This window comes from Stenotrophomonas sp. SAU14A_NAIMI4_5 (assembly GCF_003086795.1).
Lineage (GTDB): Bacteria > Pseudomonadota > Gammaproteobacteria > Xanthomonadales > Xanthomonadaceae > Stenotrophomonas.
In genome coordinates, this window is sequence record NZ_CP026003.1 from 1,929,039 (window position 1) to 1,952,926 (window position 23,888).

20 protein-coding genes are annotated in these 23,888 nt (G+C 66.4%); 11 read left to right on the forward strand and 9 right to left on the reverse strand.

The genetic code is table 11. The features are described 5' to 3' along the window. Nucleotides 1–160: 160 nt before the first annotated feature. Together C1925_RS09170 and C1925_RS09175 are read right to left on the reverse strand one after the other, a co-directional pair. Nucleotides 161–622 carry a cytochrome c gene (locus tag C1925_RS09170; protein WP_108768605.1) on the reverse strand — a complete coding sequence of 154 codons (462 nt, stop codon included), beginning with the start codon at nucleotides 620–622 and terminating at the stop codon, nucleotides 161–163. Nucleotides 623–631: 9 nt separating this feature from the next. Further along, nucleotides 632–1,021 carry a c-type cytochrome gene (locus C1925_RS09175; protein WP_108746511.1) on the reverse strand — a complete coding sequence of 130 codons (390 nt, stop codon included), beginning with the start codon at nucleotides 1,019–1,021 and terminating at the stop codon, nucleotides 632–634. A gap of 206 nt (nucleotides 1,022–1,227) precedes the next feature. Here C1925_RS09175 and C1925_RS09180 point away from each other — a divergent pair, with 206 nt between their 5' ends. The 3 genes from C1925_RS09180 to C1925_RS09190 are packed head-to-tail and all read left to right on the forward strand — an operon-like array spanning nucleotide 1,228 to nucleotide 8,989. Beyond that, entirely contained in the window at nucleotides 1,228–2,388 is a 1,161-nt protein-coding gene (locus C1925_RS09180) for an efflux RND transporter periplasmic adaptor subunit (RefSeq protein ID WP_108768606.1), read from the forward strand. 56 nt (nucleotides 2,389–2,444) lie between these two features. Then, nucleotides 2,445–5,909 carry an efflux RND transporter permease subunit gene (locus C1925_RS09185; RefSeq protein ID WP_108770660.1) on the forward strand — a complete coding sequence of 1,155 codons (3,465 nt, stop codon included), beginning with the start codon at nucleotides 2,445–2,447 and terminating at the stop codon, nucleotides 5,907–5,909. Then, nucleotides 5,906–8,989 (forward strand): efflux RND transporter permease subunit, encoded by a 3,084-nt coding sequence (locus C1925_RS09190; RefSeq protein ID WP_108768607.1) that lies wholly within the window; start codon nucleotides 5,906–5,908, stop codon nucleotides 8,987–8,989. Before C1925_RS09185 ends, C1925_RS09190 begins: the two co-directional genes overlap by 4 nt. 141 nt (nucleotides 8,990–9,130) lie before the next feature. Here C1925_RS09190 and C1925_RS09195 read toward each other — a convergent pair whose 3' ends face one another. The 6 genes from C1925_RS09195 to ykgO all read right to left on the reverse strand — a co-directional run bounded on the left by C1925_RS09195 (nucleotide 9,131) and on the right by ykgO (nucleotide 13,630). Then, nucleotides 9,131–10,363 (reverse strand): TraB/GumN family protein, encoded by a 1,233-nt coding sequence (locus C1925_RS09195; protein ID WP_174213502.1) that lies wholly within the window; start codon nucleotides 10,361–10,363, stop codon nucleotides 9,131–9,133. Continuing rightward, nucleotides 10,356–10,886: a GNAT family N-acetyltransferase gene (locus tag C1925_RS09200; protein ID WP_108768609.1), complete on the reverse strand. Its 531-nt coding sequence runs from the start codon at nucleotides 10,884–10,886 to the stop codon at nucleotides 10,356–10,358. Before C1925_RS09200 ends, C1925_RS09195 begins: the two co-directional genes overlap by 8 nt. Before the next feature lie 14 nt (nucleotides 10,887–10,900). Next, nucleotides 10,901–11,788: a carbon-nitrogen hydrolase gene (locus C1925_RS09205; RefSeq protein ID WP_108768610.1), complete on the reverse strand. Its 888-nt coding sequence runs from the start codon at nucleotides 11,786–11,788 to the stop codon at nucleotides 10,901–10,903. Nucleotides 11,789–11,948: 160 nt separating this feature from the next. Further along, nucleotides 11,949–12,986, reverse strand: coding sequence for an agmatine deiminase family protein (locus C1925_RS09210; protein WP_108768611.1), 1,038 nt, complete (start codon nucleotides 12,984–12,986; stop codon nucleotides 11,949–11,951). 39 nt (nucleotides 12,987–13,025) lie between these two features. Next, nucleotides 13,026–13,355 carry a hypothetical protein gene (locus C1925_RS09215; RefSeq protein ID WP_108768612.1) on the reverse strand — a complete coding sequence of 110 codons (330 nt, stop codon included), beginning with the start codon at nucleotides 13,353–13,355 and terminating at the stop codon, nucleotides 13,026–13,028. Nucleotides 13,356–13,504: 149 nt separating this feature from the next. Next, on the reverse strand, nucleotides 13,505–13,630 hold the full coding sequence (gene ykgO / locus C1925_RS09220; protein WP_054656844.1) for a type B 50S ribosomal protein L36: 126 nt from the start codon (nucleotides 13,628–13,630) through the stop codon (nucleotides 13,505–13,507). Between the two features lie 197 nt (nucleotides 13,631–13,827). Here ykgO and cmk point away from each other — a divergent pair, with 197 nt between their 5' ends. From cmk to galU, 8 genes are all read left to right on the forward strand, one after another. Beyond that, complete coding sequence (gene cmk / locus C1925_RS09225) at nucleotides 13,828–14,505, forward strand: (d)CMP kinase (RefSeq protein ID WP_079221613.1); 678 nt, start codon at nucleotides 13,828–13,830, stop codon at nucleotides 14,503–14,505. A 213-nt stretch (nucleotides 14,506–14,718) separates the two neighbouring features. Next, complete coding sequence (gene rpsA, locus C1925_RS09230; protein ID WP_012510790.1) at nucleotides 14,719–16,404, forward strand: 30S ribosomal protein S1; 1,686 nt, start codon at nucleotides 14,719–14,721, stop codon at nucleotides 16,402–16,404. Between the two features lie 89 nt (nucleotides 16,405–16,493). After that, the gene (locus tag C1925_RS09235) at nucleotides 16,494–16,799 is read left to right on the forward strand and encodes an integration host factor subunit beta (RefSeq protein WP_005409286.1); all 306 of its coding nucleotides are present in this window, start codon (nucleotides 16,494–16,496) and stop codon (nucleotides 16,797–16,799) included. Nucleotides 16,800–16,876: 77 nt separating this feature from the next. Next, complete coding sequence (locus tag C1925_RS09240) at nucleotides 16,877–17,161, forward strand: LapA family protein (protein ID WP_108768613.1); 285 nt, start codon at nucleotides 16,877–16,879, stop codon at nucleotides 17,159–17,161. Between the two features lie 6 nt (nucleotides 17,162–17,167). Further along, nucleotides 17,168–18,346, forward strand: coding sequence for a lipopolysaccharide assembly protein LapB (gene lapB / locus C1925_RS09245; RefSeq protein ID WP_108768614.1), 1,179 nt, complete (start codon nucleotides 17,168–17,170; stop codon nucleotides 18,344–18,346). A 3-nt stretch (nucleotides 18,347–18,349) separates the two neighbouring features. Then, nucleotides 18,350–19,327: a glycosyltransferase family 4 protein gene (locus tag C1925_RS09250; RefSeq protein ID WP_108768615.1), complete on the forward strand. Its 978-nt coding sequence runs from the start codon at nucleotides 18,350–18,352 to the stop codon at nucleotides 19,325–19,327. Nucleotides 19,328–19,342: 15 nt separating this feature from the next. Beyond that, the gene (locus C1925_RS09255; RefSeq protein ID WP_108768616.1) at nucleotides 19,343–21,253 is read left to right on the forward strand and encodes a nucleoside-diphosphate sugar epimerase/dehydratase; all 1,911 of its coding nucleotides are present in this window, start codon (nucleotides 19,343–19,345) and stop codon (nucleotides 21,251–21,253) included. Further along, a complete protein-coding gene (gene galU, locus C1925_RS09260) occupies nucleotides 21,254–22,135 on the forward strand; it encodes a UTP--glucose-1-phosphate uridylyltransferase GalU (protein ID WP_108768617.1) in 882 nt (293 codons plus the stop codon). Between the two features lie 433 nt (nucleotides 22,136–22,568). On the opposite strand, the gene C1925_RS09265 is transcribed toward galU, so the two are convergent. Continuing rightward, complete coding sequence (locus C1925_RS09265) at nucleotides 22,569–23,777, reverse strand: acetyl-CoA C-acyltransferase (protein ID WP_108768618.1); 1,209 nt, start codon at nucleotides 23,775–23,777, stop codon at nucleotides 22,569–22,571. Nucleotides 23,778–23,888: the final 111 nt, after the last annotated feature.

The following is a 23,888-nucleotide window of genomic DNA, read 5'->3' on the forward strand; positions in this document are numbered from 1 at the left end:
TGCGGACCAACGGTCCGCACCTACCTGTAGGTCCACGCCATGCGTGGATGGGTGATCCATCCGTGCGGACCAACGGTCCGCACCCACCATCAACGGTCCGCACCCACCATCAACGGTCCGCACCCACCACCAACGGTCCGCACCCACCGGAATGCCGGCGTCACTTCACCCCGTGCAGATCCCGCAGCTGGCTCGGCCGGCTGCCGAAGTAGGCGGCCAGGTCGGCGATGTCCTGGTCGCTCAGGTCCTTCGCCTGCGGGGTCATCAACGCATGCTGGCGGTCGCCGGCACGGTAGGCCTGCAGGGCATGGGCCAGGTAATCGCCGTACTGCCCACCCAGCTTGGGGTAGGTCGGGTCGATCGGCGCATTGCCGTCGGCACCGTGGCAATCAATGCAGCTCTGGTTGGTCGCTTTTCCCTTCACGTTGGCCCGGGCTTCACCGGCGGCCTCGCGGCCCGGCGGCAGGCCGGCCGAGGAGGACGAACCGTGTTCGCCACTGGCGTGGCCGGGGTCGCCGGCCGACTTCTCACTGCTTTCCACCTGCGACTGCGAGCAGGCCGCCAGCAGCAGGGCAACGGACAGGGCGATGGCGTGACGCATCGTGTGCGCGGCTTTCGACATGGGCGGGCCTTACTTGACGGTGGACAGGTAAACAGCGAGATCGGCGATCTCCTGTTCGCTGAAACTCATCGACTGCGCCTGCATCGTCGGGTGCCGGCGCTTGCCCTGGCGGTATTCGGTCAGGGCCTGGGTCAGGTACTGCTGGGTCTGGCCACCGATCTTCGGTACCCGGTAGCTGGGGTACGCGTTCTTGTAACCGGTAATGCCGTGGCAGCCCTGGCAGGTATAGGCAAGCACCCGGCCATTGTCGAAGTTGCCGGCCGGAGCGGCGGCAGCGGGCGGGGTGGCCTGGGCAGGAGCCGGGGCGGGTGCTGCAGGAGCAGGAGCGGGCTGTGCGGCGGCCCCGAGGGGCAGGAGGACGGCCAGAGCGAGACAAGCGGCGAGCGGCTGCGGGCGCATGATGTCGTTATCCGGGGATTCGGGTCTGGTCGTTCCGGCGTGGGGTACGGAACGACCCGAGTATAGCCTCAGGTTTCATCTAGCTGAAATGGGGGCGGGCCGACCAGCGGCGTGAAGGCACCATGACCTTTGGGATATGGTGTTGCCGTGAAGTGGTGCATTACTTTGCTACCACACCTGCCCACGCATCCTCCAGGGATCTGACGATGTCGCACCCAACCTTCCTGCCCGGCCGCCGCACTGGACTCTGTGCCGCTGCCCTGCTGATTTCCACCTCCCTGCTGCTGGGCGGCTGCGCTGCCGGCCCCAGCGCCGACGCCAAGGCGGCTGAAACCAAGGACGAGAAGAAGGTCGACGCCGTGCCGGTGGAAGTAGCCGTGGCCAGCCACCGCGCGGTGGCCGCCAGCTACACCGGCACCGCCGCACTGGAGCCGCGCGCCGAATCGCAGGTGGTGGCCAAGACCTCCGGCGTGGCCCTGGCCGTGCTGGTCGAGGAGGGCCAGCGGGTCACCGCTGGCCAGCCGCTGGTGCGCCTGGACCCGGACCGCGCGCGTCTGGCCGTGGCACAGAGCGAGGCGCAGATGCGCAAGCTGGAAAACAACTACCAGCGCGCACAGAAGCTGGTCGGCCAGCAGATGGTCAGTGCTTCCGACGTCGACCAGCTGCGCTACGACCTGGAAAACATGCGCGCGCAGTACCGCCTGGCCACGCTGGAACTGTCCTACACCACGGTGGTGGCGCCGATTTCCGGGGTGATCGCCTCGCGGTCGATCAAGACCGGCAACTTCGTGCAGATCAACACGCCGATCTTCCGCATCGTCGACAACTCGCAGCTGGAGGCCACCCTCAACGTGCCCGAGCGCGAACTGGCCACCCTGCGCGCCGGCCAGCCGGTCGTGCTGTCGGCCGACGCACTGCCGGGCAAGAGCTTCACCGGCACGGTGGACCGCATCGCCCCGGTGGTCGATTCGGGCAGCGGCACCTTCCGCGTGGTCAGCGCCTTCAACGGCACCGAGCACGCACTGCAGCCGGGCATGTTCGGACGCATCCGCATCGACTACGACCAGCGCGCCGACGCGCTGGTGGTGCCGCGTCTGGCGCTGCTGGACGATGGCGAGCCGGCCGTGTTCCGCGTGCGCGAAGGCAAGGTGGCCCGCGTGCCGGTCAAGCTGGGCTATGCCGAGGGCCCGTGGGTGGAGATCCGCGAAGGCCTGTCCGCGGGTGACCAGATCGTCACCGCGGGCAAGGTCGCCCTGCGCGACGGCACCGCTGTGCAGGTCATCGCCGATCCCAAGGCGGCCAAGGCCAAGCCGGCCACCGTGGCCGCCAAGGCGACGCCCGCAGACAAGGCCGGGAGCCAGCAATGAGCGGCCCGGGACACGACCACGGTGCCTCGCCGGCCGGCGACGGCGCCTCTGCCGGCATGCGCGGTGGTCTGGTGGAATTCGCCACCCGCCGCCGCGTCACCATCGCCATGTGCACGGTCACGCTGCTGCTGTTCGGCCTGATCGCGCTGAACAACCTCAAGGTCAACCTGCTGCCCGACCTGAGCTATCCCACGCTGACCGTGCGCACCGAATACACCGGTGCGGCACCCACCGAAATCGAAAGCCTGATCACCCAGCCGGTGGAAGAAGCCGTGGGCGTGGTCAAGAACCTGCGCAAGCTGAAGTCGGTCTCGCGCACCGGGCAGAGCGATGTCGTGCTCGAGTTCGCCTGGGGTACCAACATGGACCAGGCCAGCCTGGAGGTGCGCGACAAGATGGAAGCGCTGAACCTGCCGCTGGAGGCCAAGGCCCCGGTGCTGCTGCGCTTCAATCCGTCCACCGAGCCGATCATGCGCCTGGTGCTGTCGACCAAGGCCACCCCGGCCAGCGATGAAGACGCGATCCGCGAACTGACCGGCCTGCGCCGCTATGCCGACGAAGACCTGAAGAAGAAGCTGGAGCCGGTGACCGGCGTGGCCGCGGTGAAGGTGGGCGGTGGCCTGGAGGATGAGATCCAGGTGGACATCGACCAGCAGAAGCTGGCCCAGCTCAACCTGCCGATCGACACCGTCATCAAGCGGTTGAAGGAAGAGAACATCAACATCTCCGGCGGCCGCCTGGAGGAGGGCTCGCAGCGCTTCCTGGTGCGTACCGTCAACCAGTTCGCCGATCTGGAAGAGATCCGCAACCTGCTGGTCACTACCCAGTCGTCCAACGGCAGCGCGGCCGATTCGGCCCTGCAGCAGATGTTCAACATCGCCGCGTCCACCGGCTCGGCCGCGGCAGTCGCTGCGGCGTCGGCGGCGCAGAGTGCCTCGTCCGGTGGCGGTTCCAGCGTGGTCGCCAACGGCGTGCCGGTGCGCCTGAAGGACGTGGCCACCGTGCGCCAGGGCTACAAGGAACGCGAAGCGATCATCCGCCTGGGCGGCAAGGAATCGGTCGAGCTGGCGATCTACAAGGAAGGCGACGCCAATACCGTGGCCACCGCCGAGGCGCTGCGCAAGCGCCTGGAGCAGATCAAGGCCACCTTCCCCGGCGATGCCGAACTGACCACCATCGAGGACCAGTCGCGCTTCATCGAACACGCCATCAGCGACGTCAAGAAGGATGCGGTGATCGGCGGCCTGCTGGCCATCCTGATCATCTTCCTGTTCCTGCGCGATGGCTGGTCGACTTTCGTGATCAGCCTGTCGCTGCCGGTCTCGATCATCGCCACGTTCTTCTTCATGGGCCAGCTCGGCCTGAGCTTGAACGTGATGTCGCTGGGCGGCCTGGCGCTGGCCACCGGCCTGGTGGTGGATGACTCGATCGTGGTGCTGGAAAGCATCGCCAAGGCGCGCGAACGCGGCCTGGGCATCCTGCAGGCGGCCATTGTCGGCACCCGCGAAGTGAGCATGGCGGTGGTCGCCTCCACCCTGACCACCATCGCGGTGTTCCTGCCGCTGGTGTTCGTCGATGGCATCGCCGGCCAGCTGTTCCGCGACCAGGCACTGACCGTGGCCATCGCCATCGCGATCTCGCTGCTGGTGTCGATGACCCTGATCCCGATGCTGAGTTCGCTGAAGGGCCGGCCGCCGCTGGCCTTCCCGGAAGAAGCCGCCGCCGAAGCGTGGCGTCCGCAAAGCCGCTGGCAGAAGCCGGTCGCGCTGGGCCGTCGTGGCTTCGTGGCCGGCGTGCGCTGGAGCTTCTTCGCCCTGGCCTGGCTGGTGGTGCGCGTGTGGCGCGGCGTGGTCGCCGTGGTCGGGCCGGTCATGCGCAAGGCCAGCGACATCGCGATGAAGCCCTATGCCGGTGCCGAACGCGGCTACCTGCGCCTGCTGCCCAATGCGCTGGCGCATCCGGGCAAGGTGCTGTCGATGGCTGCGCTGGCCTTTGTCGGCACCATGGCGCTGGTGCCGATGCTCGGTGCCGACCTGATCCCACAGCTGGCCCAGGACCGTTTCGAAATGACGGTGAAGCTGCCGGCCGGGACCCCGTTGAAGCAGACCGACGCACTGGTGCGCGAGCTGCAGCTGGCCCACGGCAATGGCGAAGGCGTGGCCTCGCTGTACGGCGTCAGCGGCAGCGGCACGCGGCTGGATGCCAGCCCGACCGAAAGCGGCGAGAACATCGGCAAGCTGACCGTGGTGATGGAAGGCGGCGGCAACGCACGCACCGAGGCGGACATCACCGAGCGCCTGCGCGACACCATGGGCCAGCACCCCGGTGCGCAGGTCGACTTCGCGCGGCCGGCACTGTTCAGCTTCTCCACGCCGCTGGAAATCGAGCTGCGCGGGCAGGACATGGCCACCCTTGAGCAGGCTGGCCAGCGCCTGGCCGCACTGCTGCGCGGCAATGCCCACTACGCCGACGTGAAGTCGACGGTGGAAGAGGGCTTCCCGGAAATCCAGATCCGCTTCGACCAGGAGCGTGCCGGTGCGCTGGGCCTGACCACCCGCCAGATCGCCGATGTGGTGGTGAAGAAGGTGCGTGGCGACGTGGCCACCCGCTACAGCTTCCGCGACCGCAAGATCGATGTGCTGGTGCGTGCGCAGGAAGGCGACCGTGCCAGCGTGGAGAGCATCCGCCGGCTGATCGTGAACCCGGGCAGCAGTCGCCCGGTCACCCTGGATGCGGTGGCCGACGTGGTCGCCACCACCGGCCCCAGCGAGATCCATCGCGCCGACCAGACCCGCGTGGCAGTGGTTTCGGCCAACCTGCGCGACATCGACCTGGGCGCGGCCATGCGCGAAGTACAGCAGATGGTGGCCGAGCAGCCGCTGGGTGCGGGCGTCGGCCTGCACATCGGTGGCCAGGGCGAGGAGCTGGCACAGGCCGCCAAGTCGCTGATCTTCGCCTTCGGCCTGGCCATCTTCCTGGTCTACCTGGTGATGGCCTCGCAGTTCGAATCGCTGCTGCATCCGTTCGTCATCCTGTTCACCATTCCGCTGGCCCTGGTCGGCGCGATCCTGGCGCTGATGCTGACCGGCAAGCCGATCTCGGTGGTGGTGTTCATCGGCCTGATCCTGCTGGTCGGCCTGGTCACCAAGAACGCGATCATCCTGATCGACAAGGTCAACCAGTTGCGCGAGGCCGGCGTGGCCAAGCACGAGGCGCTGGTGGAAGGTGCACGTTCGCGCCTGCGGCCGATCATCATGACCACGCTGTGCACGCTGTTCGGCTTCCTGCCGCTGGCGGTGGCGATGGGCGAGGGCGCCGAAGTGCGCGCGCCGATGGCGATCACGGTCATTGGTGGCCTGCTGGTGTCGACCCTGCTGACCCTGCTGGTCATCCCGGTGGTCTACGACCTGATGGATCGCCGCGGCGATGCCTACTACCGCGAGCGCGGCCGCAAGCATGCCGGTGAAGGCCTGCACGCGGCCGAGGGTGGCCACAGTGGCGGCGCGGAGGAACCGGCATGAGCGTCGCCGAGTTCTCCATCCGCCGCCCGGTCACCACCATCATGTGTTTTGTGTCGCTGGTGGTGGTCGGCCTGATCGCCTCGTTCCGGCTGCCGCTGGAAGCGCTGCCGGACATCTCCGCGCCGTTCCTGTTCGTGCAGATCCCGTACACCGGCTCGACCCCGGAAGAGGTCGAGCGGACCATCATCCGCCCGGTGGAGGAATCACTGGCGACGATGACCGGCATCAAGCGCATGCGCTCGCAGGCCACTTCGGAAGCGGCCTCGATCTTCATCGAGTTCAGCGACTGGGACCGTGACATCGCCATCGCCGCCTCCGATGCCCGCGAACGCATCGATGCGATCCGCAGCGACCTGCCCGACGACCTGCAGCGCTACAACGTGTTCAAGTGGTCCAGCAGCGACCAGCCGGTGCTGAAGGTGCGCCTGGCCAGTGCCACCGACCTGACCTCCGCCTATGACATGCTCGACCGCGAATTCAAGCGGCGCATCGAGCGCATCCCGGGCGTGGCCCGCGTGGACATCACCGGCGCACCGCCGAACGAGGTCGAGATCGCCATCGATCCCGACCGGCTCAGCGCGCACGGCCTGAGCATCAACGAACTCAGCGACCGCCTGCGCACGCTGAACTTCTCGATCTCGGCCGGGCAGATCAACGACAACGGCCAGCGCGTGCGCGTGCAGCCGGTGGGCGAAATCACCGACCTGCAGGAAATGCGCGACCTGGTGATCAACGCCAAGGGCCTGCGCCTGGGCGACATCGCCGAGGTGCGGCTGAAGCCGGCGCGGATGAACTACGGGCGTCGCCTCGACGGCAACCCGGCCATCGGCCTGGACATCTTCAAGGAACGCAGCGCCAACCTGGTGGATGTCTCGCGCGCTGCATTGGCCGAGGTCGAGGCGATCCGCGCGCAGGATTCAATGCGCGACGTGCAGATCAAGGTCATCGACAACCAGGGCAAGGCGGTCACCTCCTCGCTGCTGGAACTGGCCGAGGCCGGCGCGGTCGGCCTGATCCTGTCGGTCACCGTGCTGTTCTTCTTCCTGCGCCACTGGCCGTCCACCCTGATGGTGACCCTGGCGATCCCGATCTGCTTCACCATCACCCTGGGCTTCATGTACTTCGCCGGGGTGACGCTGAACATCCTGACCATGATGGGCCTGCTGCTGGCGGTCGGCATGCTGGTGGACAACGCCGTGGTCGTGGTGGAAAGCATCTACCAGGAACGCGAGCGCATGCCGGGGCAGCCGCGGCTGGCCTCGATCATCGGCACCCGCAACGTGGCCATCGCACTCAGCGCCGGCACGCTGTGCCACTGCATCGTGTTCGTGCCCAACCTGTTCGGCGAGACCAACAACATCAGCATCTTCATGGCGCAGATCGCGATCACCATCTCGGTCTCGCTGCTGGCCTCGTGGCTGGTGGCGGTCAGCCTGATCCCGATGCTGTCCGCGCGCATGGCCACGCCCAAGCTGCTGCACTCGCAGACCGGCGTCATCGCCCGCCTGCAGCGCCGTTATGCGCGCCTGCTGGACTGGTCGCTCCGCCATCGCGGCTGGAGCCTGCTCGGCATCCTGCTGGTGGTGCTGGTCAGCCTGGTGCCGATGAAGCTGACCAAGGTCGATATGTTCGGCGGCGGCGGTGGCAAGGACATCTTCATCGGCTACATGTGGAAGGGCGCCTACACCTACCGGCAGATGTCAGAGGAAGTGGCCCGCGTCGAAGCCTGGGTGGAACAGAACCGCGAGCGCCTGCACGTGCAGCAGGTCTATTCCTGGTACAGCGAGCAGGAAGGCAGCTCGACCACGGTGACCATCGACGAGAAGTACGCCAAGGACATCAAGGCGCTGCAGGAGGAGATCCGCAAGGGCCTGCCGAAGTCGGCGCGTACCGACTACTTCGTCGGCAACCAGGGTGGCGATGGGGGCAACGGCAACCAGGGCGTGCAGGTGCAGCTGGTGGGTGATTCCAGCAGCATGCTGCAGGAGATCGGCCAGGAAGTGCTGCCGCTGCTGGCCCAGCGCCCCGAGCTGCGCGACGTGCGCATCGACAATGGCGAGAAGGGCGGCGAGCTGAAGGTGCACGTCGACCGCGAGCGCGCCGCTGCGTTCGGCTTCAATGCCGAGCAGGTGGCCAGCTTCGTCGGCCTTGCCCTGCGGGGTGCGCCGCTGCGCGAGTTCCGTCGCGGCGACAACGAAGTGCCGGTGTGGGTGCGCTTTGCCGGCGCCGAGCAGAGCAGCCCGGAAGACCTGGCCAGCTACAGCGTGCGTACCGGCGATGGCCGCAGCGTGCCGCTGCTCAGCCTGGTCAGCGTGGACGTGGGTTCCTCGGCCACCCAGATCGGTCGCACCAACCGCCAGACCACCCTGACCATCAAGGCCAACCTGGCCGAGAAGGTCACGGCGCCCGATGGCCGCAAGGCCATGGAAGCGGTGCTCACACCGATGAGCTTCCCGGCCGGCTATGGCTTCACCTTCGATGGCGGTGACTACGGCAACGACAACGAAGCGATGCAGCAGATGGTGTTCAACCTGCTCATCGCGCTGGTGATGATCTACGTGGTGATGGCGGCGGTGTTCGAGTCGCTGCTGTTCCCGGCGGCGATCATGAGCGGCGTGCTGTTCTCGATCTTCGGCGTGTTCTGGCTGTTCTGGATCACCGGTACCTCGTTCGGGATCATGTCCTTCATCGGCATCCTGGTGCTGATGGGCGTGGTGGTGAACAACGGCATCGTGATGATCGAGCACATCAACAACCTGCGCCGCGGCGGCATGGGCCGCACCCAGGCGCTGGTGGAAGGCTCACGCGAGCGCCTGCGGCCGATCATGATGACGATGGGCACGGCGATCCTGGCGATGGTGCCGATCTCGCTGACCAACACGCAGATGTTCGGCGATGGCCCGGAGTACGCGCCGATGGCGCGCGCGATTGCCGGCGGCCTGGCGTTCTCGACCGTGGTCAGCCTGCTGTTCCTGCCGACCATCTACGCGGTGCTGGATGACCTGCGCAGTGCGGTCACACGCCTGATCCGGCGCGCGCGCGGGCTGGACATCGCGGAACCAGGCGCTGCCCGGGTGTAACGCGTGACAACGTGTTTGTGGTGGGGGGAGACCGGTCGTAGTGGGGCGGTCTCCCCCGTTTTTTTGTCGCTGGGCATGGCGGTGCCAACCAAGGTTGGCAGCTACCGGTAGCGCCGGGCCATGCCCGGCGGGGCGCGGCAATCAGCCCGCGACCTGGCCCCACACCTTGCCGGCGGTCAGCCACAGGCCGAGCATGCTGCCCAGGTTGGTCAGCATGAAGGTCAGCACCACGCGGGTGACGCGGTTGCGGTACCAGCCCTTCAAGCTCTGCGCATCGTCGCGCAGCTTGAGGAAATCCTCATAGGCCGGCTTGCGCAGGCGCGCTTCCACCAGCGCCGAGAACGCACCGGTCGGAATGCTCAGGCGGAACGGCTTGAATGGTGCCACTGCGATCGCGGTCAGGATGCTCAGCGGGTGGCTGCCGGCCAGCAGGCAGCCGATACCGGCCAGACCGCCGGTGTACATCGCCCACGTCGCCAGCAGTTCGGTGCCCACGCCCAGGCCGCCACGGTAGAAGCCCACGCCCACACCGGTGATCACGATGGCCAGGATGCCCAGGGTGAACCACGGAATGTTGCGCTTCTTCGGCACCGCTTCCAGTTCCGCGCGCAGCGGCGCCGGTTCGGCGGTGTCGGTTTCCAGGTAACGGGCCAGGCCGGCCAGATGGCCGGCGCCGACCACGGCCAGTACCTCGCGCAGCTGCGGGTTGTGTTCCTCACGCAGGCGCGTGGCCATGTAGCGGTCGCGCTCGCCGATGATGGTCTCGTACAGCGCCGGGCTTTCGCTGGCAAATTCGCCAAAGCTCGATTCCAGCATGTCGCCCTGCTTGAGCTTCTCGATCTCGTTCTCGCCCACTTCCTCCGAGGAGAACAGGCCCGCGCCGAGACCGGCCACCAGCTTCAGCTTGCCGAAGAAGCCAAGACGCTGCGAGGCGCGGCGGAAGGTCAGGCCGACTTCGCGGTCGATCAGCTGCACCGGCAGGCCGCGCTCGCGCGCCAGGTCCACCGCGCGCTTCAGCTCCGCACCGGGCTCGATGCCCAGCTGTTCGGCCAGGCGGCGCTGGTAGGCCGACAGCGCCAGGTTGGCGGCAAACAGCGCCACGCGGCCCTTGCGGATCACCTCCACCAGGTCCAGCTTGGCCAGCGTATCCGGGTCGCTCAGCGCCTGCAGACGCTGCGGGTCCAGCTCGACCGCCACGGCATCGAAGCGGCCGCTGTCGATGGCCTTTTCCACCGCCTCGACGCTGGCGTGGGACACATGGGCGGTGCCCAGCAGGGTGTAACGCACGCCGTCGCGTTCAACAACGCGCACCGGCTGGCCGGCGAACAGATCGTCGCCGGTTTCGGGAAGGGTTTCAGTCATGGATTCATTCATTGGAAGGTGCGGTGTCGGCGCCATCGCCGAGCGCGCGCTGCATCTGCACGGTGTCCAGCCAGCGGCCGTGCTTGCGGCCCAGGCCCTTGAACACGCCCACCAGGTGGAAGCCGAAGCGTTCGTGCAGCTTGATGGAAGCGGTGTTGGTCGGCTCGCCGATCACCGCCACCATCTGCCGGTAGCCGCGCGCCACGCAGGCGTCGATCAGCGCCTGCAGCAGGCCGGTGCCGACGCCCTTGCCCTGGAAAGCGGCATCGACGTAGACCGAGTTCTCCACGGTCCACTGGTAGGCGACGCGGGTGCGGTAGGTGTTGGCGTAGGCGTAGCCCGCGACCTGGCCGTCGATCTCGGCGACCAGGTAGGGGAAGCCCCGGTCGAGCATGTCGCGCATGCGGCGCAGCATCTCGGCCTGGTCGGGCACGTCGTACTCGTAGGTGTTGACGAAGTCGGTGACTTCCACCGCGTAGATCGCGGTGATCGCAGCGATGTCGGCCGGGCCGGCATCACGGATGAGGACGGCCATGGCAGGTCTCCGGCTCAGTCGATGTAGCGCTTGAGCAGGTCACCGTACGCATCGATGCGACGGTCTCGCAGGAACGGCCAGATGCGGCGCACGTGCTCGCTGCGCTGCAGGTCCACGTCGCAGACCAGCACGGTGGCATCGGTGCCGGCTTCGGCGATGAATTCGCCCTGCGGGCCCAGCACGTGGCTGTTGCCCCAGAACTGGATGCCCGATGCGCCCAGCGGCGAGGCTTCGTGGCCCACGCGGTTGCAGCTCAGCACCGGCAGGCCGTTGGCCACGGCGTGGCCGCGGTGGCTCAGCACCCAGGCGTCGCGCTGGCGGGTCTTCTCGTCCTGCACGTCGTCCGGGTCCCAGCCGATGGCGGTGGGGTAGAGCAGCAGCTCGGCGCCGGCCAGCGCCATCAGGCGCGCCGCTTCCGGGTACCACTGGTCCCAGCACACCAGCACGCCAAGGCGGCCCACCGAGGTGTCGATCGGGGTGAAGCCGATGTCGCCCGGGGTGAAGTAGAACTTTTCGTAGAAGCCCGGATCATCCGGGATGTGCATCTTGCGGTACTTGCCCAGCAGGGTGCCGTCCTTCTCGAAGACCACGGCGGTGTTGTGGTACAGGCCGGCGGCGCGGCGCTCGAACAGCGAGCCGACCAGCACCACGCCATGCTTCTTCGCCAGGGCGCCCAGGCGCTCGGTGCTCGGGCCGGGGATCGGCTCGGCGAGGTCGAACTCGTCCACCGACTCGTGCTGGCAGAAGTACGGGCCGTTGTGCAGTTCCTGCAGCAGCACCAGTTTCGCGCCCTGCGCAGCCGCCTCGGCCACGCGTGCTTCGATCACCGCCAGGTTGGCGGCGGCATCACCGTGGTTGCGCTCCTGGATCAGGGCGACGGTAAGGGGGCTGCGCGAGTTCATGCGGGGCGTTCCTGCGGGGGAAAACCAGCATGTTAGCGCGGATGGACGGCGACGGCGTGTCGCGCGCTGAATGGCGCGGCGGGTAGTGCCGGCCGCTGGCCGGCAATCCCGTGGATCCATCAGGCATTGCATGGTTGCCGGCCAGCGGCCGGCACTACCATCATGCCTTCAGCAGCCCTTCCGGCAGCTGCATGGTGATGCAGTGCAGGCTGCCGTTCTGCCAGATCAGCGAGCGGCAGGGCACCTGCACGATCTCGCGGCCCGGGTGGGCCTGGGCCAGCACGTCGCGGGCCAGGTCGTCGGCCGGGTCGCCGTAGGCCGGCATCAGCACCGCGCCGTTGACGATCAGGTAATTGGCGTACGACGCAGCCAGGCGGCGGCCTTCGTCGATCACCGGCTGTGCCCACGGCAGCGGGAACAGGCGGTACGGCTGCCCATCCTTGGTGCGCAGCGCGGCCAGCTCGTTGCCCATCGCCTGCAGTTCGGCGTAGTGCGAGTCGCTCTCGTCGTCGCAGGCCTGGTAGACGATGCTGTCAGGCGAGGCGAAACGGGCGAGGGTATCGATGTGGGCGTCGGTGTCGTCGCCTTCCAGGTAGCCGTGGTCCAGCCACAGCACGCGGTCCTGCTGCAGCCAGTCGGCCAGGTCGGCGGTCAGGCTGGCGCGGTCGCGGTCCGGGTGGCGCTCGTGCAGGCACTTCCAGGTGGTCAGCAGGGTGCCTTCACCGTCGGTCTCGATGCCGCCGCCTTCCAGCGCGAACGGAATGCTGCGCACCGGTGCGTTGTTGAACACGCCGGCCTGGTCGAGCGCGCCCACCAGCTGGTCGTCCAGGGTGGCGTCGAACTTGCCGCCCCAGCCGGTGAAGCGGAAGTCCAGCAGCTGGAAGCTGCCGTCGGCGCCGCGCAGGGTGATCGGGCCGGAGTCGCGCAGCCAGGTATCGTCGTAGGCCGCCGTAGTGAAGCGGACCCGCTCCATGTCGATGCGGTTGGAGCGCAGCCGCATTTCGGCATAGGTCTCCACATCGTCGTCGGCCACGCAGATCAGCACCGGCTGGAAGCGGGTGATGGCCGCGACCAGCGCGATGTAGGTCTCCTCCACCTGGCCCAGGCGGTCGGCCCAGTCGGTGTCGGCGGTGGGCCAGGCAATCAGGACGCCGCTCTGGGCTTCCCATTCGGCAGGAAAACGAAGGGTCTGGTTCATGGTCTCGCTACACAGGCCCGCCAGTGGCGGGTAGGGGGTTCAGCGGATCGGCGGCTTCGGGCCGATCTCGTTCGGATCCGCCTTGTTGGCCACCACGTCAATCACCTTCTGCTTCTCGAAGTAGACGGTGAACTGCGGGTAGACCCAGCGGTTGATGGTCGGCCACTGGCGCTTCTGCCCGCCGCGCGGCTGCAGCTGCTCGCTCGGCGCGCCGAACTGCGACTGCACCTGTTGCATGCTCTGGCCACGGACGGGCAGGGCACCGGCCGGCTTTTCAGCGGCGCGGTCGACCAGCAGGGTATCGGCCAGCGCCGGTGTGGCGGCGGCCAGGGTGGCCAGGACGGCCAGCGTGCTCAGGTAATGCTTCATCTCGATCTACTCCCCAGTGGTCAAGAAAGGCGATTACAGCAAAAAACGGCAGGAAAAAAAGCTGCACGCAACAAAAAACCGCCCGAAGGCGGTTCTTTGCATCGGGTCGGTCCCGCGTGGGACCAGCCGCGGCCCGGAGGCCGTGAGGCTTAGCGCTGACGCGCCTTGAAACGCGGGTTCGACTTGCAGATGACGAAGATCTTGCCACGACGACGGACGACCTTGCAGTCGCGGTGACGGGCCTTCGCCGACTTCAGGGAGGACAGGATTTTCATGGCATACCTCGGCGTAAACAGTAGTTGTTCGGGTGGAGCGTGGCCGCGATATGCGCAAGACAATCGGCAGTTGGCGCTCGTTCAAGCCCGCCATTCTACCGGGCTTTTTGTCGTCGTTTCAAGTGGTTGCGCGAAAGTCTCTGCGCGGGGGCTTGGGCAGGGGCTAGAATGGCCCCTTCACACGCGCTAGGACCCCCATGAATCCACTCGCTCCCGTCCTGACCATCGACGGCCCTTCGGGGGCCGGCAAGGGTACCATCAGCCGCATCGTGGCGCGCCGCCTGGGCTGGCATTACCTGGATTCAGGCGCCCTGTACCGGGCGGTGGGCGTGGCCGCGAGCTGGGCCGACATCGATACCTCCGATGCCTCGGCATTGGTTCGCTGCACCTTCGACACCCATGTTCAGTTTGTTGAACAGGGTGAGTCGATGCGGGTCATGGTCAACGGCACCGATGCCACCGACGAGCTGCGCCTGGAGACCACCGGCGCGCTGGCCTCGGCCATTGCCGCCATTCCCGAGGTCCGTGCGGCCCTGAAGGAGCGCCAGCGGGCATTCAGGGAGCTGCCGGGGCTGGTCGCCGATGGCCGCGACATGGGCACGGTGATCTTCAAGGACGCCCCCTACAAGGTCTTCCTGACCGCCAGTGCCGAGGAGCGCGCCGAGCGCCGGCATAAGCAGTTGAAAGACAAGGGGGTTTCTGTTAACTTTGATGACCTCCTGCGCGAGATCATGGCCCGCGACGCCCGTGATGCTCAGCGTACCGTGGCGCCCCTGAAGCCGGCAGACGATGCTGTCCTCATCGACACCACAGGCATCGGCATCGATGATGTCGTTGCCCGAGTGATGGATCTGCTTCCGGTTCCGGCTGCCTGATCCGTTCGCGCGGGAGTGCCACCAGCATCATCGGTGGTGGTCGCGCATAGCAGTGCTGTACCAGCTCCGTCGCGCAATGATGCGTGGCGGTTTTCCTACTACACACGACCTGCTTTTCCGGGGTCGACCAACAGGCGGGCGGTAACGGTCTTCAGTGGGGCATGTCCCCGATTAGGAAGCCAACCGACCCATGTGTCCAACAGAGTAAATCTAATGACCGAATCATTTGCCGAACTGTTTGAAGCCAGCCAGGCCAACCTGGCCAAGCTGAAGCCGGGCGCCATCGTCAGCGGTACCGTTGTTGAAGTCCGCGGCGACGTCGTGGTGATCAACGCTGGCCTGAAGTCCGAAGGCATCGTGCCGATCGAACAGTTCCGTAACGACGCTGGCGAAATCGACGTCGCCGAAGGCGACATCGTCAAGGTCGCCCTCGACTCCATCGAGAACGGCTTCGGCGAAACCGTCCTGTCGCGCGAGAAGGCCAAGCGCGCGATGGTGTGGGACGAGCTGGAAGAAGCGTTGGAAAAGAACGAAACCATCACCGGCCGCATCAGCGGCAAGGTCAAGGGTGGTTTCACCGTGGACATCAAGGATGTCCGCGCCTTCCTGCCGGGTTCCCTGGTCGATGTGCGCCCGGTGCGCGATCCGGCCTACCTGGAAGGCAAGGAACTCGAGTTCAAGCTCATCAAGCTGGACCGCAAGCGCAACAACGTCGTGGTTTCGCGCCGCGCTGTCGTCGAAAGCGAGCACTCGGAAGAGCGCGAGCAGCTGATGGACAAGCTGCAGGAAGGCGCGATCCTGAAGGGTGTCGTCAAGAACCTGACCGACTACGGCGCGTTCGTGGACCTGGGCGGTATCGACGGCCTGCTGCACATCACCGACATGGCATGGAAGCGCGTGCGCCATCCGTCCGAAGTCGTGAACGTCGGCGACGAGCTGGACGTGCGCGTGCTGAAGTTCGACCGCGAGCGCAACCGCGTTTCGCTGGGCCTGAAGCAGCTGGGCGAAGATCCGTGGGATAACATCGCCCGTCGTTACCCGGCCAACAGCCGCGTCTTCGGCAAGGTCTCCAACGTCACCGATTACGGCGCGTTCGTTGAGATCGAGCCGGGCGTCGAAGGCCTGGTGCACGTCTCCGAGATGGATTGGACCAACAAGAACGTCAACCCGTCCAAGGTTGTGCAGGTTGGTGACGAAGTCGAAGTGATGGTGCTGGACGTCGATGAAGAGCGTCGCCGTATCTCGCTGGGCATGAAGCAGGTTGCCGCCAATCCGTGGGAAACCTTCGCTGCCACCCACAAGAAGGGTGACAAGGTGTCGGGCCAGATCAAGTCGATCACCGACTTCGGCATCTTCATCGGCCTGGACGGCGGCATCGACGGCCTGGTTCACCTGTCCGACATCAGCTGGGCGACCACTGGCGAAGACATCGTTCGCAACTTCAAGAAGGGCGATACCCTGGACGCCGTCGTCCTGGCTGTCGATCCGGAGCGCGAGCGCATCTCCCTGGGCGTGAAGCAGCTGGAGCAGGATCCGTTCGGCCAGTACATGGCTGCCAATCCGAAGGGCTCCAAGGTCGAAGGCGTGGTGAAGGAAGTCGACGCCAAGGGCGCGATCATCGAGCTGGCTGACGGCATCGAAGGTTACGTCTCGGCACGCGACATCGCCAACGAGCGCGTTGACGACGCCACCCAGCACCTGAAGGTCGGCGACAAGGTCGAAGCCAAGTTCGTTGGCATGGACCGCAAGGGCCGTACCCTGCAGCTGTCGATCAAGGCCAAGGACGACGCGGAAATGCGCGAAGTGCTGGAGGAATACCAGTCCTCCTCGGCTGCCAGCGGCACCACCCAGCTGGGCGCGCTGCTGCGTGCACAGCTGAGCGGCAACAAGTCCGAGTAATCGGCCTTACGCTGTACGTTGTTTCCTGGACGGCCCGGGCATCCTGCCCGGGCCGTTTCAGGGTGAGTGACCCCTGATGTGAGCCGGCAATGACCAAATCCGAACTGATCGAAATCCTCGCGCGCCGCCAGGCGCACCTGAAGGCCGATGATGTCGATCTGGCGGTGAAGTCGTTGCTGGAAATGATGGGCGGTTCCCTTTCTGCGGGGGATCGCATCGAAATCCGTGGCTTTGGCAGCTTCTCGCTGCACTACCGTCCGCCGCGCCTGGGCCGCAACCCCAAGACCGGCGAATCGGTCGCCCTGCCGGGCAAGCACGTTCCCCATTTCAAGCCGGGCAAGGAACTGCGTGAGCGGGTCAGCAGCGTGCTGCCGCTGGACGCCGATCCGGCCTGAGTGTCCCGTCGCGTCACCGCGTGCGAATACCGCGGCGAGTCGGATAAGCTACGACCTCCTGCCACTGGAGCTGTCGCATGAAGGTTTTTCGTCTGCTGGTCCTGCTGGCGGTGCTGCTTCTCGGGTTGATCATCGGTGCCATGAACATGGACGAGATGACCATCAACCTGCTGTTTACCCAATTCAAGACCTCGATCGGCGTGGCGATCATCGCTTCGCTGCTGATCGGCGTCATCGTCGGTGCCGGCCTGGTGCTGGTGAGCGTGGTCATTCCGCTCTACGCCCAGCTGCGCCGCGCCAACAAGTCGGTTGCCGCCCCGGTGGCGCCGGTTTCCCCCTCCCAATCTTTTGATGGACGCTGATCGAAGATGGATTTCGTCACCGAGTGGTTCTGGTTCTTCCTGTTCCTTCCCCTGGCGGCGCTGGCCGGCTGGGTCATTGGACGGCGCGGCGGGCAACGCCACGGCGACAACCAGGTCAGCCACCTGTCCAGCACCTATTTCCGTGGCCTGAACTACCTGCTCAACGAGCAGCCGGACAAGGCCATCGAGCTGTTCCTGCACATCGCCGAGCTGGACAAGGAAACCTTCGAGACCCAGGTCGCGCTGGGCCACCTGTTCCGCCGTCGTGGTGAAGTGGATCGCGCGATCCGCCTGCACCAGGGCCTGGTCAACCGCAACGACCTGAGCGACGCGCAGCGCGTGCAGGCGCTGCTGGCGCTGGGCGAGGACTACATGAAGTCCGGCCTGCTGGACCGCGCCGAAACCGTGTTCACCGAACTGGCCCAGCTGGACCAGCGCGCACCGCAGGCGCTCAAGCACCTGATCGGCATCTACCAGGCCGAGCGCGACTGGGAGAAGGCCATCGACAACGCCACCCGCTTCGAAGATGTGACCGGCGAGCCGATGGGCAAGCTGATCGGGCAGTTCGAATGCGAGCTGGCAGAGCGCTTCCGTGGCGCCGGCAAGCTGGAAGAGGCGAGGGCGGCCATTGCCCGCGCGTACCAGGCCGATGCGATGTCGGTGCGTGCCGGCATCATCGAAGGCCGCCTGGAAACCGATGCCGGCAATGCCGAGGCTGCCGTGCGCGCCTTCGAGCGCGCCGCGCGCAACGATCCCGAGTACCTGCCCGAGCTGCTGCCGGCGCTGATGGAGAACTACCGCAAGGTAGGCGACCTCGGCGGTGCGCGTGCGTTTCTGTCGGAAATGACCGAGCACTACCGCGGCATCGCCCCGGTGCTGGCACTGACCCGCCTGATGGAAGAGCAGGAAGGTGTGGCTCCGGCGCGTGCCTACCTGGGCCGCCAGCTGAAGGATCGCCCGTCCGTGCGCGGCGAATCGGCGCTGATCGACCTGACCCTGGCCGAAGGCGCCGATTCCACCGCCACCCTGCACGACCTCAAGCACATCACCGACCAGCTGCTGGTGCGTAACCCGGCCTACCGCTGCACGCGCTGCGGCTTCGGCGCGCGTACCCACCACTGGCAGTGCCCGAGCTGCAAGGAATGGGGCACGGTCAAGCCGCTGCTGAACTACGCGGTGCTCTGAGCCATGGCCTGGCTGGTGATGGCTGCGCTGCTGGGGCTGGCCCTGCTCAGCGCCGCACTGACCTGGGCGGCGCGTGGCTACGCGCTGCGCCGGCAGCTGATGGATCAGCCCGGCGAACGCCGCAGCCATAGCGTGGCGACCCCGCGCGGCGGTGGCATCGCCATCGTCATCAGCCTGCTGGTGGCCGCCGTCGCCGCCATGTGGGCGTGGCCGGTAGCCATTCCCAGTCTGCTGGTGGCCAGCCTCGGCCTGGTGCTGGTGGCAGGCATCGGCTGGTGGGACGACCACCGGCCGCTGCCGGCCCTGCGCCGCCTGCTGGTCCATTTCATCGCCGCCGGCCTGCTGGCCGCGCTGGTCAAGGTGCATGGCGGCAGCTGGCTGCTGGCCCTGCTGGTGCTGGCGTTCACCGCCTCGCTGATCAACATCTGGAATTTCATGGATGGGATCAACGGCATCGCCAGCAGCCAGGCAGTCGTGGCGGCGCTGGGCTTCGCGCTGGTGTTGCCGTGGCCGTATTCGCTGGTGGCCATCGCGCTGGGACTGGCCTGCCTAGGGTTCCTGCCATTCAACTTCCCGAACGCGCGCATTTTCATGGGCGATGTCGGAAGTGGCGCGCTGGGCTATGCGGTCTCGGTGGTGCTGGCCGTGGCCGCGCTGCGTACGGAAATCAACTGGTTGCTGCTGCTGGTGCCCATTTCCCCGTTCCTTGTGGACGCGGGCTTCACGCTGTTGGCGCGCATCCTTTCAGGACAGCGCTGGATGGAACCCCACACCCAGCACGTTTACCAACGCGCGGTGCAGGCAGGAGCCAGCCACGCCCAGGTCACAGCGATGTACTTTGTTGTAGGCCTGTTCAGCATTACAGTGTTCTATGTTTGCACCAGATTGCAGCCGAGGTGGGAGGCTGCCGTAGCGGTCGCGTGGATTTCCGCGCTGACCCTGCTTTGGCTCCTCCTGCGCAATGGATTGCGCCACCGATAAGGAATTACGCGAAATATGTCTTCACCCTGGCGGGACAGAATTCTTGGCCTGTTGCCTCGCACGGCCATCGTCTGCCATGACCTGTTCATGGTCTGGGCCTGTTGGCAGCTGCTGCATGCCGGCCGTTACTCCATCCTGCCTGACGCCCCGTCGCTGCCCCTGTGGAACGTCGATACGACGCTGGTGCTGGCGCTGCAGGGCATCGTGTTCTGGCGGGTCGGCCTGTACCGCGGCCTGTGGCGGTTCGCCAGCGTCAGCGACCTGCTGAACATCTTCAAGGCCAGTTTCGTCGGCCTGGTCGCCATCGTCCTGGTACTGGCCTGGAAGCGCTTCAACGGCGTGCCGCTGTCGGTGCTGGTGATCTATCCGTTCGCGCTGTCGGCACTGCTGGGCGCGCCGCGCCTGCTGTATCGCGCGTGGAAGGACTATCAGGCGCTGCAGTCCGATTCGACCGCGCGTCGCGTGCTGATCCTGGGCGCCGGCCAGGCTGCCGAGACCCTCGTGCGCGACCTGCGCCGCTCGGGCAACTTCGAGCCGGTCGGCCTGCTGGACGACGCCCCGCACCTGCGTGGTGCCAAGCTGCAGAGCCTGCCGGTCCTGGGCACCCTTGACGATGCCCCTGCCGTGGCCCGCGAAACCGCGGCCAAGCTGCTGGTCATCGCCATCCCGTCGCTGGATTCTGTGGGCATGCAGCGCGTGGTGGCCATCTGCGAGAGCACCGGCATCCCGTTCCGCACCGTGCCCAAGCTCAGCGACATCCTGCAGGGCCAGTCGCTGCCGGGCCAGCTGAAGGAAGTCGCCATCGAGGACCTGCTCGGCCGCAAGCCGATCATGCCGGACTGGAACCTGATCCGCGGTTGGCTGGGCGGGCGCACGGTGATGGTGACCGGTGCCGGCGGCTCGATCGGCTCGGAGCTGTGCCGCCAGTGCGCGCGCCACGGTGCCGGGCGCATCGTCATGCTGGAAATGAGCGAGCTGCTGCTGCTGACCATCGAGGCCGAGCTGCGCCGCAGTTTCCCCGACGTGCAGATCGAAGCCGTGCTCGGCGACGTCGGCGACCCGGCGGTGATGCGTCACGCGCTGTCACTGCACCCGGTCGATACCGCCTTCCATGCGGCCGCCTACAAGCATGTGCCAGTGCTGGAGCGCCAGCTGCGCGAAGCCGTGCGCAACAACATCCTCGCCACCGAGAACGTGGCGCGTGCGTGCATGGAAGCGCGCGTCGAGCATTTCGTGTTCATCTCCACCGACAAGGCGGTCGACCCGGTCAACGCGCTGGGCGCCAGCAAGCGCTACGCCGAGATGATCTGCCAGAGCCTGGACCAGAAGTCCACGCACACCCGTTTCGTGACCGTGCGCTTCGGCAACGTGCTCGACTCGGCCGGCAGCGTGGTGCCGCTGTTCCGCGAGCAGATCCTGCGCGGCGGCCCGATCACGGTGACCGACCCGGAAGTGACCCGCTACTTCATGACGATCCCCGAAGCCTGCCAGCTGATCCTGCAGGCGGCGGCGTCGGCGTCGCACGGTGCCATCTACACCTTGGACATGGGTGAGCCGGTGCCGATCCGCGTGCTCGCCGAGCAGCTGATCCGTCTGGCCGGCAAGCAGCCGTACAAGGACATTCCGATCATCTATACCGGGCTGCGCCCGGGCGAGAAGCTGCACGAGACCCTGTTCTATTCGGACGAGGATTACCGGCCGACCTCGCACCCCAAGGTGCTGGAAGCCGGCGTGCGCACGTTCTCGCGCGACATCGTTCTGGGCAACGTGCCGAGACTGCGTGACGCTATCGCCGAGTACGACACGGATACGATTCGGGAAGTACTGTTCGCGACCATGCCGGAATTCTCTCCAATTGAACAGGACGCATACATCTCTTCCGCTAAAGTGGTTCCCTTTCCGGCACGTGAGGCCAACAGGCATTAAATGAGCAAGCGAATTCGTAAGGCTGTTTTTCCAGTGGCAGGGCTCGGGACGCGCTTTTTGCCGGCAACCAAGACGGTTCCGAAGGAAATGCTGCCGATCATCGATCGTCCGCTTATCCAATATGCCGTCGATGAGGCCATCGAGGCAGGGTGTGACACCCTGATCTTCATCACCAACCGCTACAAGCACGCCGTTGCCGATTACTTCGACAAGGCCTACGAGCTTGAGCAGAAGCTGGAGCGTGCGGGCAAGCACGAGCAGCTGGAGATGATCCGCCACGTGCTGCCCGAGGGTGTACGTGCGGTCTTCGTGACCCAGGCCGAAGCGCTGGGCCTGGGCCATGCGGTGCTGTGTGCGAAGGCGGTGATCGGTGACGAACCGTTCGCCGTGCTGCTCCCCGACGACCTGATCTGGAACCGCGGCGACGGCGCGCTGAAGCAGATGGCCGACCTCAACGAGGCCAGCGGTGCCAGCGTGATCGCGGTGGAAGACGTGCCGCACGAGAACACCGCGAGCTACGGCATCGTGGCGACCGAGGCGTTCGACGGCCGCAAGGGCCGCATCTCGCAGATCGTGGAGAAGCCGAAGCCGGAGGACGCACCGAGCGACCTGGCGGTGGTCGGCCGTTACGTGCTGAGCCCGAAGATCTTCGAGCTGCTGGAATCCACCGGCACCGGTGCCGGCGGCGAGATCCAGCTGACCGATGCGATCGCTTCGCTGCTGGCGACCGAGGAAGTGGATGCTTACCGCTTCGAGGGCACCCGTTTCGACTGCGGCACCCATCTGGGCCTGGTTGAAGCGACGATCCGTTTCGCGCTGGAGAACAAGAAGCTGGCGAAGCCGGCGCGCGCGAAGCTGACGGAGATGCTGGCGGAAGAGTGAGGGTTTTTCGAGCGCTCCGTTCTGCGCCTTGATTGATACGTGGGGGAGGGGGCGGATGGCCCTCTCCAAGACACGCCAAAGCCCCTCCATGGTGCTCGATGGCGCCATCCATGGCGCCAACGGTCTTGGAGAGGGCCATCCGCCCCCTCTCGACAGTTTCCGTGCGTCGCGGACGGGAAGGGCGGAATCAAGGGAAAAGGCAAAAGCAAAAAAAGGCAGCCCATGGCTGCCTTTTTTGCTTGTTGGGGTCAGATCCCTTTGCGCAGCAAAGGGCTCTGACCCCGGCTTTACAGCAAGAGCATCCACGCATGGCGTGGATCTACTGCTTCTGCCTTTGCTCATCCTTCCGCCGCGGGGAGGCTGGGAGGGACGGGTTGGCAGTCCTGCCGACCCGGCCCACGCCATGAAGCCCAACGAGGCAACGCTCTGAACCTTACAGCGCCTCGAAAATACCCGCCGCGCCCATGCCCGTGCCGATGCACATCGTCACCATGCCGTACTTCTGCTGGCGACGACGCAGGCCGTGCAGAAGCGTCGCGGTACGGATCGCGCCGGTCGCACCCAGCGGGTGGCCCAGGGCGATCGCGCCGCCCAGCGGGTTGACCTTGCTCGGGTCCAGGCCGCAATCGCGGATCACCGCCAGCGACTGCGCGGCGAAGGCTTCGTTGAGCTCGATCCAGTCCAGCTGGTCCTGGGTCAGGCCGGCCTGCTTCAGGGCCTTCGGGATCGCGGCGATCGGGCCGATGCCCATCACTTCCGGGCGCACGCCGGCCACCGAGAAGCTGACAAAACGCGCCAGCGGGGTCAGGCCGTAGTCCTTGATCGCCTGTTCCGAGGCCAGCAGCACCGCGCCGGCGCCGTCGCTCATCTGCGAGGAGTTGCCGGCGGTGACCGTGCCGCCGAACTGGCCGTTGCGGAACACCGGGCGCAGCTTGGCCAGGCCTTCAGCCGAGGAATCCGGGCGCGGGCCTTCGTCGGTGTCGGCGATCTTGTTGCGGGTGAGGATGCGCTGGCCGTCGGCCAGGTCCGGCAGGTGCGAGACGATCTCGTACGGGCTGATCTCGTCCTTGAACTCGCCGTTCTGGATGGCGGCCATGGCCTTCTGGTGCGAGGCCAGGGCGAAGGCGTCCTGCTCTTCGCGCGAGACCTTCCACTCTTCGGCCACCTTCTCGGCGGTGATGCCCATGCCGTAGGCAATGGCCACGTGGTCGTTGTCGAACACGCTCGGGGCCATCGCGATCTTGTTGCCCATCATCGGCACCATCGACATCGACTCGGTGCCGCCGGCCAGCATCAGGTCGGCGTTGCCCAGGCGGATCGCGTCGGCGGCCTGCGCCACGGCCTGCAGGCCGGAGGAGCAGAATCGGTTCACGGTCTGCGCGGCAATCGTGTTCGGCAGGCCGGCCAGCAGCACGCCGATGCGCGCCACGTTCATGCCCTGCTCGGCTTCCGGCATCGCGCAGCCGATGATCGCGTCATCGATGCGGTTGACGTCCACGCCCGGGGCCTGGGCAACGACGCTGCGCAGCACGTGCGCAAGCATGTCGTCGGGGCGGGTGTTGCGGAACATGCCCTTGGGCGCCTTGCCAACCGGGGTGCGGGTGGCGGCGACGATGTAGGCGTCCTGGATTTGCTTGGTCATTGCGGTGATCTCTCGAATGGGTTTTGTAGAGTCGAGCCATGCTCGACTGCTACAGCCGGAGTGCCGACCAACGGTCGGCACCTACCAGGGCAGAGGAGTGCCGACCAGCGG

Coding starts and splice junctions, on each gene's coding strand:
- C1925_RS09170 (WP_108768605.1), bottom strand. CDS start 622: ATGTCGAAAGCCGCGCACACGATGCGTCACGCCATCGCCCTGTCCGTT.
- C1925_RS09175 (WP_108746511.1), bottom strand. CDS start 1,021: ATGCGCCCGCAGCCGCTCGCCGCTTGTCTCGCTCTGGCCGTCCTCCTG.
- C1925_RS09180 (WP_108768606.1), top strand. CDS start 1,228: ATGTCGCACCCAACCTTCCTGCCCGGCCGCCGCACTGGACTCTGTGCC.
- C1925_RS09185 (WP_108770660.1), top strand. CDS start 2,445: ATGCGCGGTGGTCTGGTGGAATTCGCCACCCGCCGCCGCGTCACCATC.
- C1925_RS09190 (WP_108768607.1), top strand. CDS start 5,906: ATGAGCGTCGCCGAGTTCTCCATCCGCCGCCCGGTCACCACCATCATG.
- C1925_RS09195 (WP_174213502.1), bottom strand. CDS start 10,363: ATGAATGAATCCATGACTGAAACCCTTCCCGAAACCGGCGACGATCTG.
- C1925_RS09200 (WP_108768609.1), bottom strand. CDS start 10,886: ATGGCCGTCCTCATCCGTGATGCCGGCCCGGCCGACATCGCTGCGATC.
- C1925_RS09205 (WP_108768610.1), bottom strand. CDS start 11,788: ATGAACTCGCGCAGCCCCCTTACCGTCGCCCTGATCCAGGAGCGCAAC.
- C1925_RS09210 (WP_108768611.1), bottom strand. CDS start 12,986: ATGAACCAGACCCTTCGTTTTCCTGCCGAATGGGAAGCCCAGAGCGGC.
- C1925_RS09215 (WP_108768612.1), bottom strand. CDS start 13,355: ATGAAGCATTACCTGAGCACGCTGGCCGTCCTGGCCACCCTGGCCGCC.
- ykgO (WP_054656844.1), bottom strand. CDS start 13,630: ATGAAAATCCTGTCCTCCCTGAAGTCGGCGAAGGCCCGTCACCGCGAC.
- cmk (WP_079221613.1), top strand. CDS start 13,828: ATGAATCCACTCGCTCCCGTCCTGACCATCGACGGCCCTTCGGGGGCC.
- rpsA (WP_012510790.1), top strand. CDS start 14,719: ATGACCGAATCATTTGCCGAACTGTTTGAAGCCAGCCAGGCCAACCTG.
- C1925_RS09235 (WP_005409286.1), top strand. CDS start 16,494: ATGACCAAATCCGAACTGATCGAAATCCTCGCGCGCCGCCAGGCGCAC.
- C1925_RS09240 (WP_108768613.1), top strand. CDS start 16,877: ATGAAGGTTTTTCGTCTGCTGGTCCTGCTGGCGGTGCTGCTTCTCGGG.
- lapB (WP_108768614.1), top strand. CDS start 17,168: ATGGATTTCGTCACCGAGTGGTTCTGGTTCTTCCTGTTCCTTCCCCTG.
- C1925_RS09250 (WP_108768615.1), top strand. CDS start 18,350: ATGGCCTGGCTGGTGATGGCTGCGCTGCTGGGGCTGGCCCTGCTCAGC.
- C1925_RS09255 (WP_108768616.1), top strand. CDS start 19,343: ATGTCTTCACCCTGGCGGGACAGAATTCTTGGCCTGTTGCCTCGCACG.
- galU (WP_108768617.1), top strand. CDS start 21,254: ATGAGCAAGCGAATTCGTAAGGCTGTTTTTCCAGTGGCAGGGCTCGGG.
- C1925_RS09265 (WP_108768618.1), bottom strand. CDS start 23,777: ATGACCAAGCAAATCCAGGACGCCTACATCGTCGCCGCCACCCGCACC.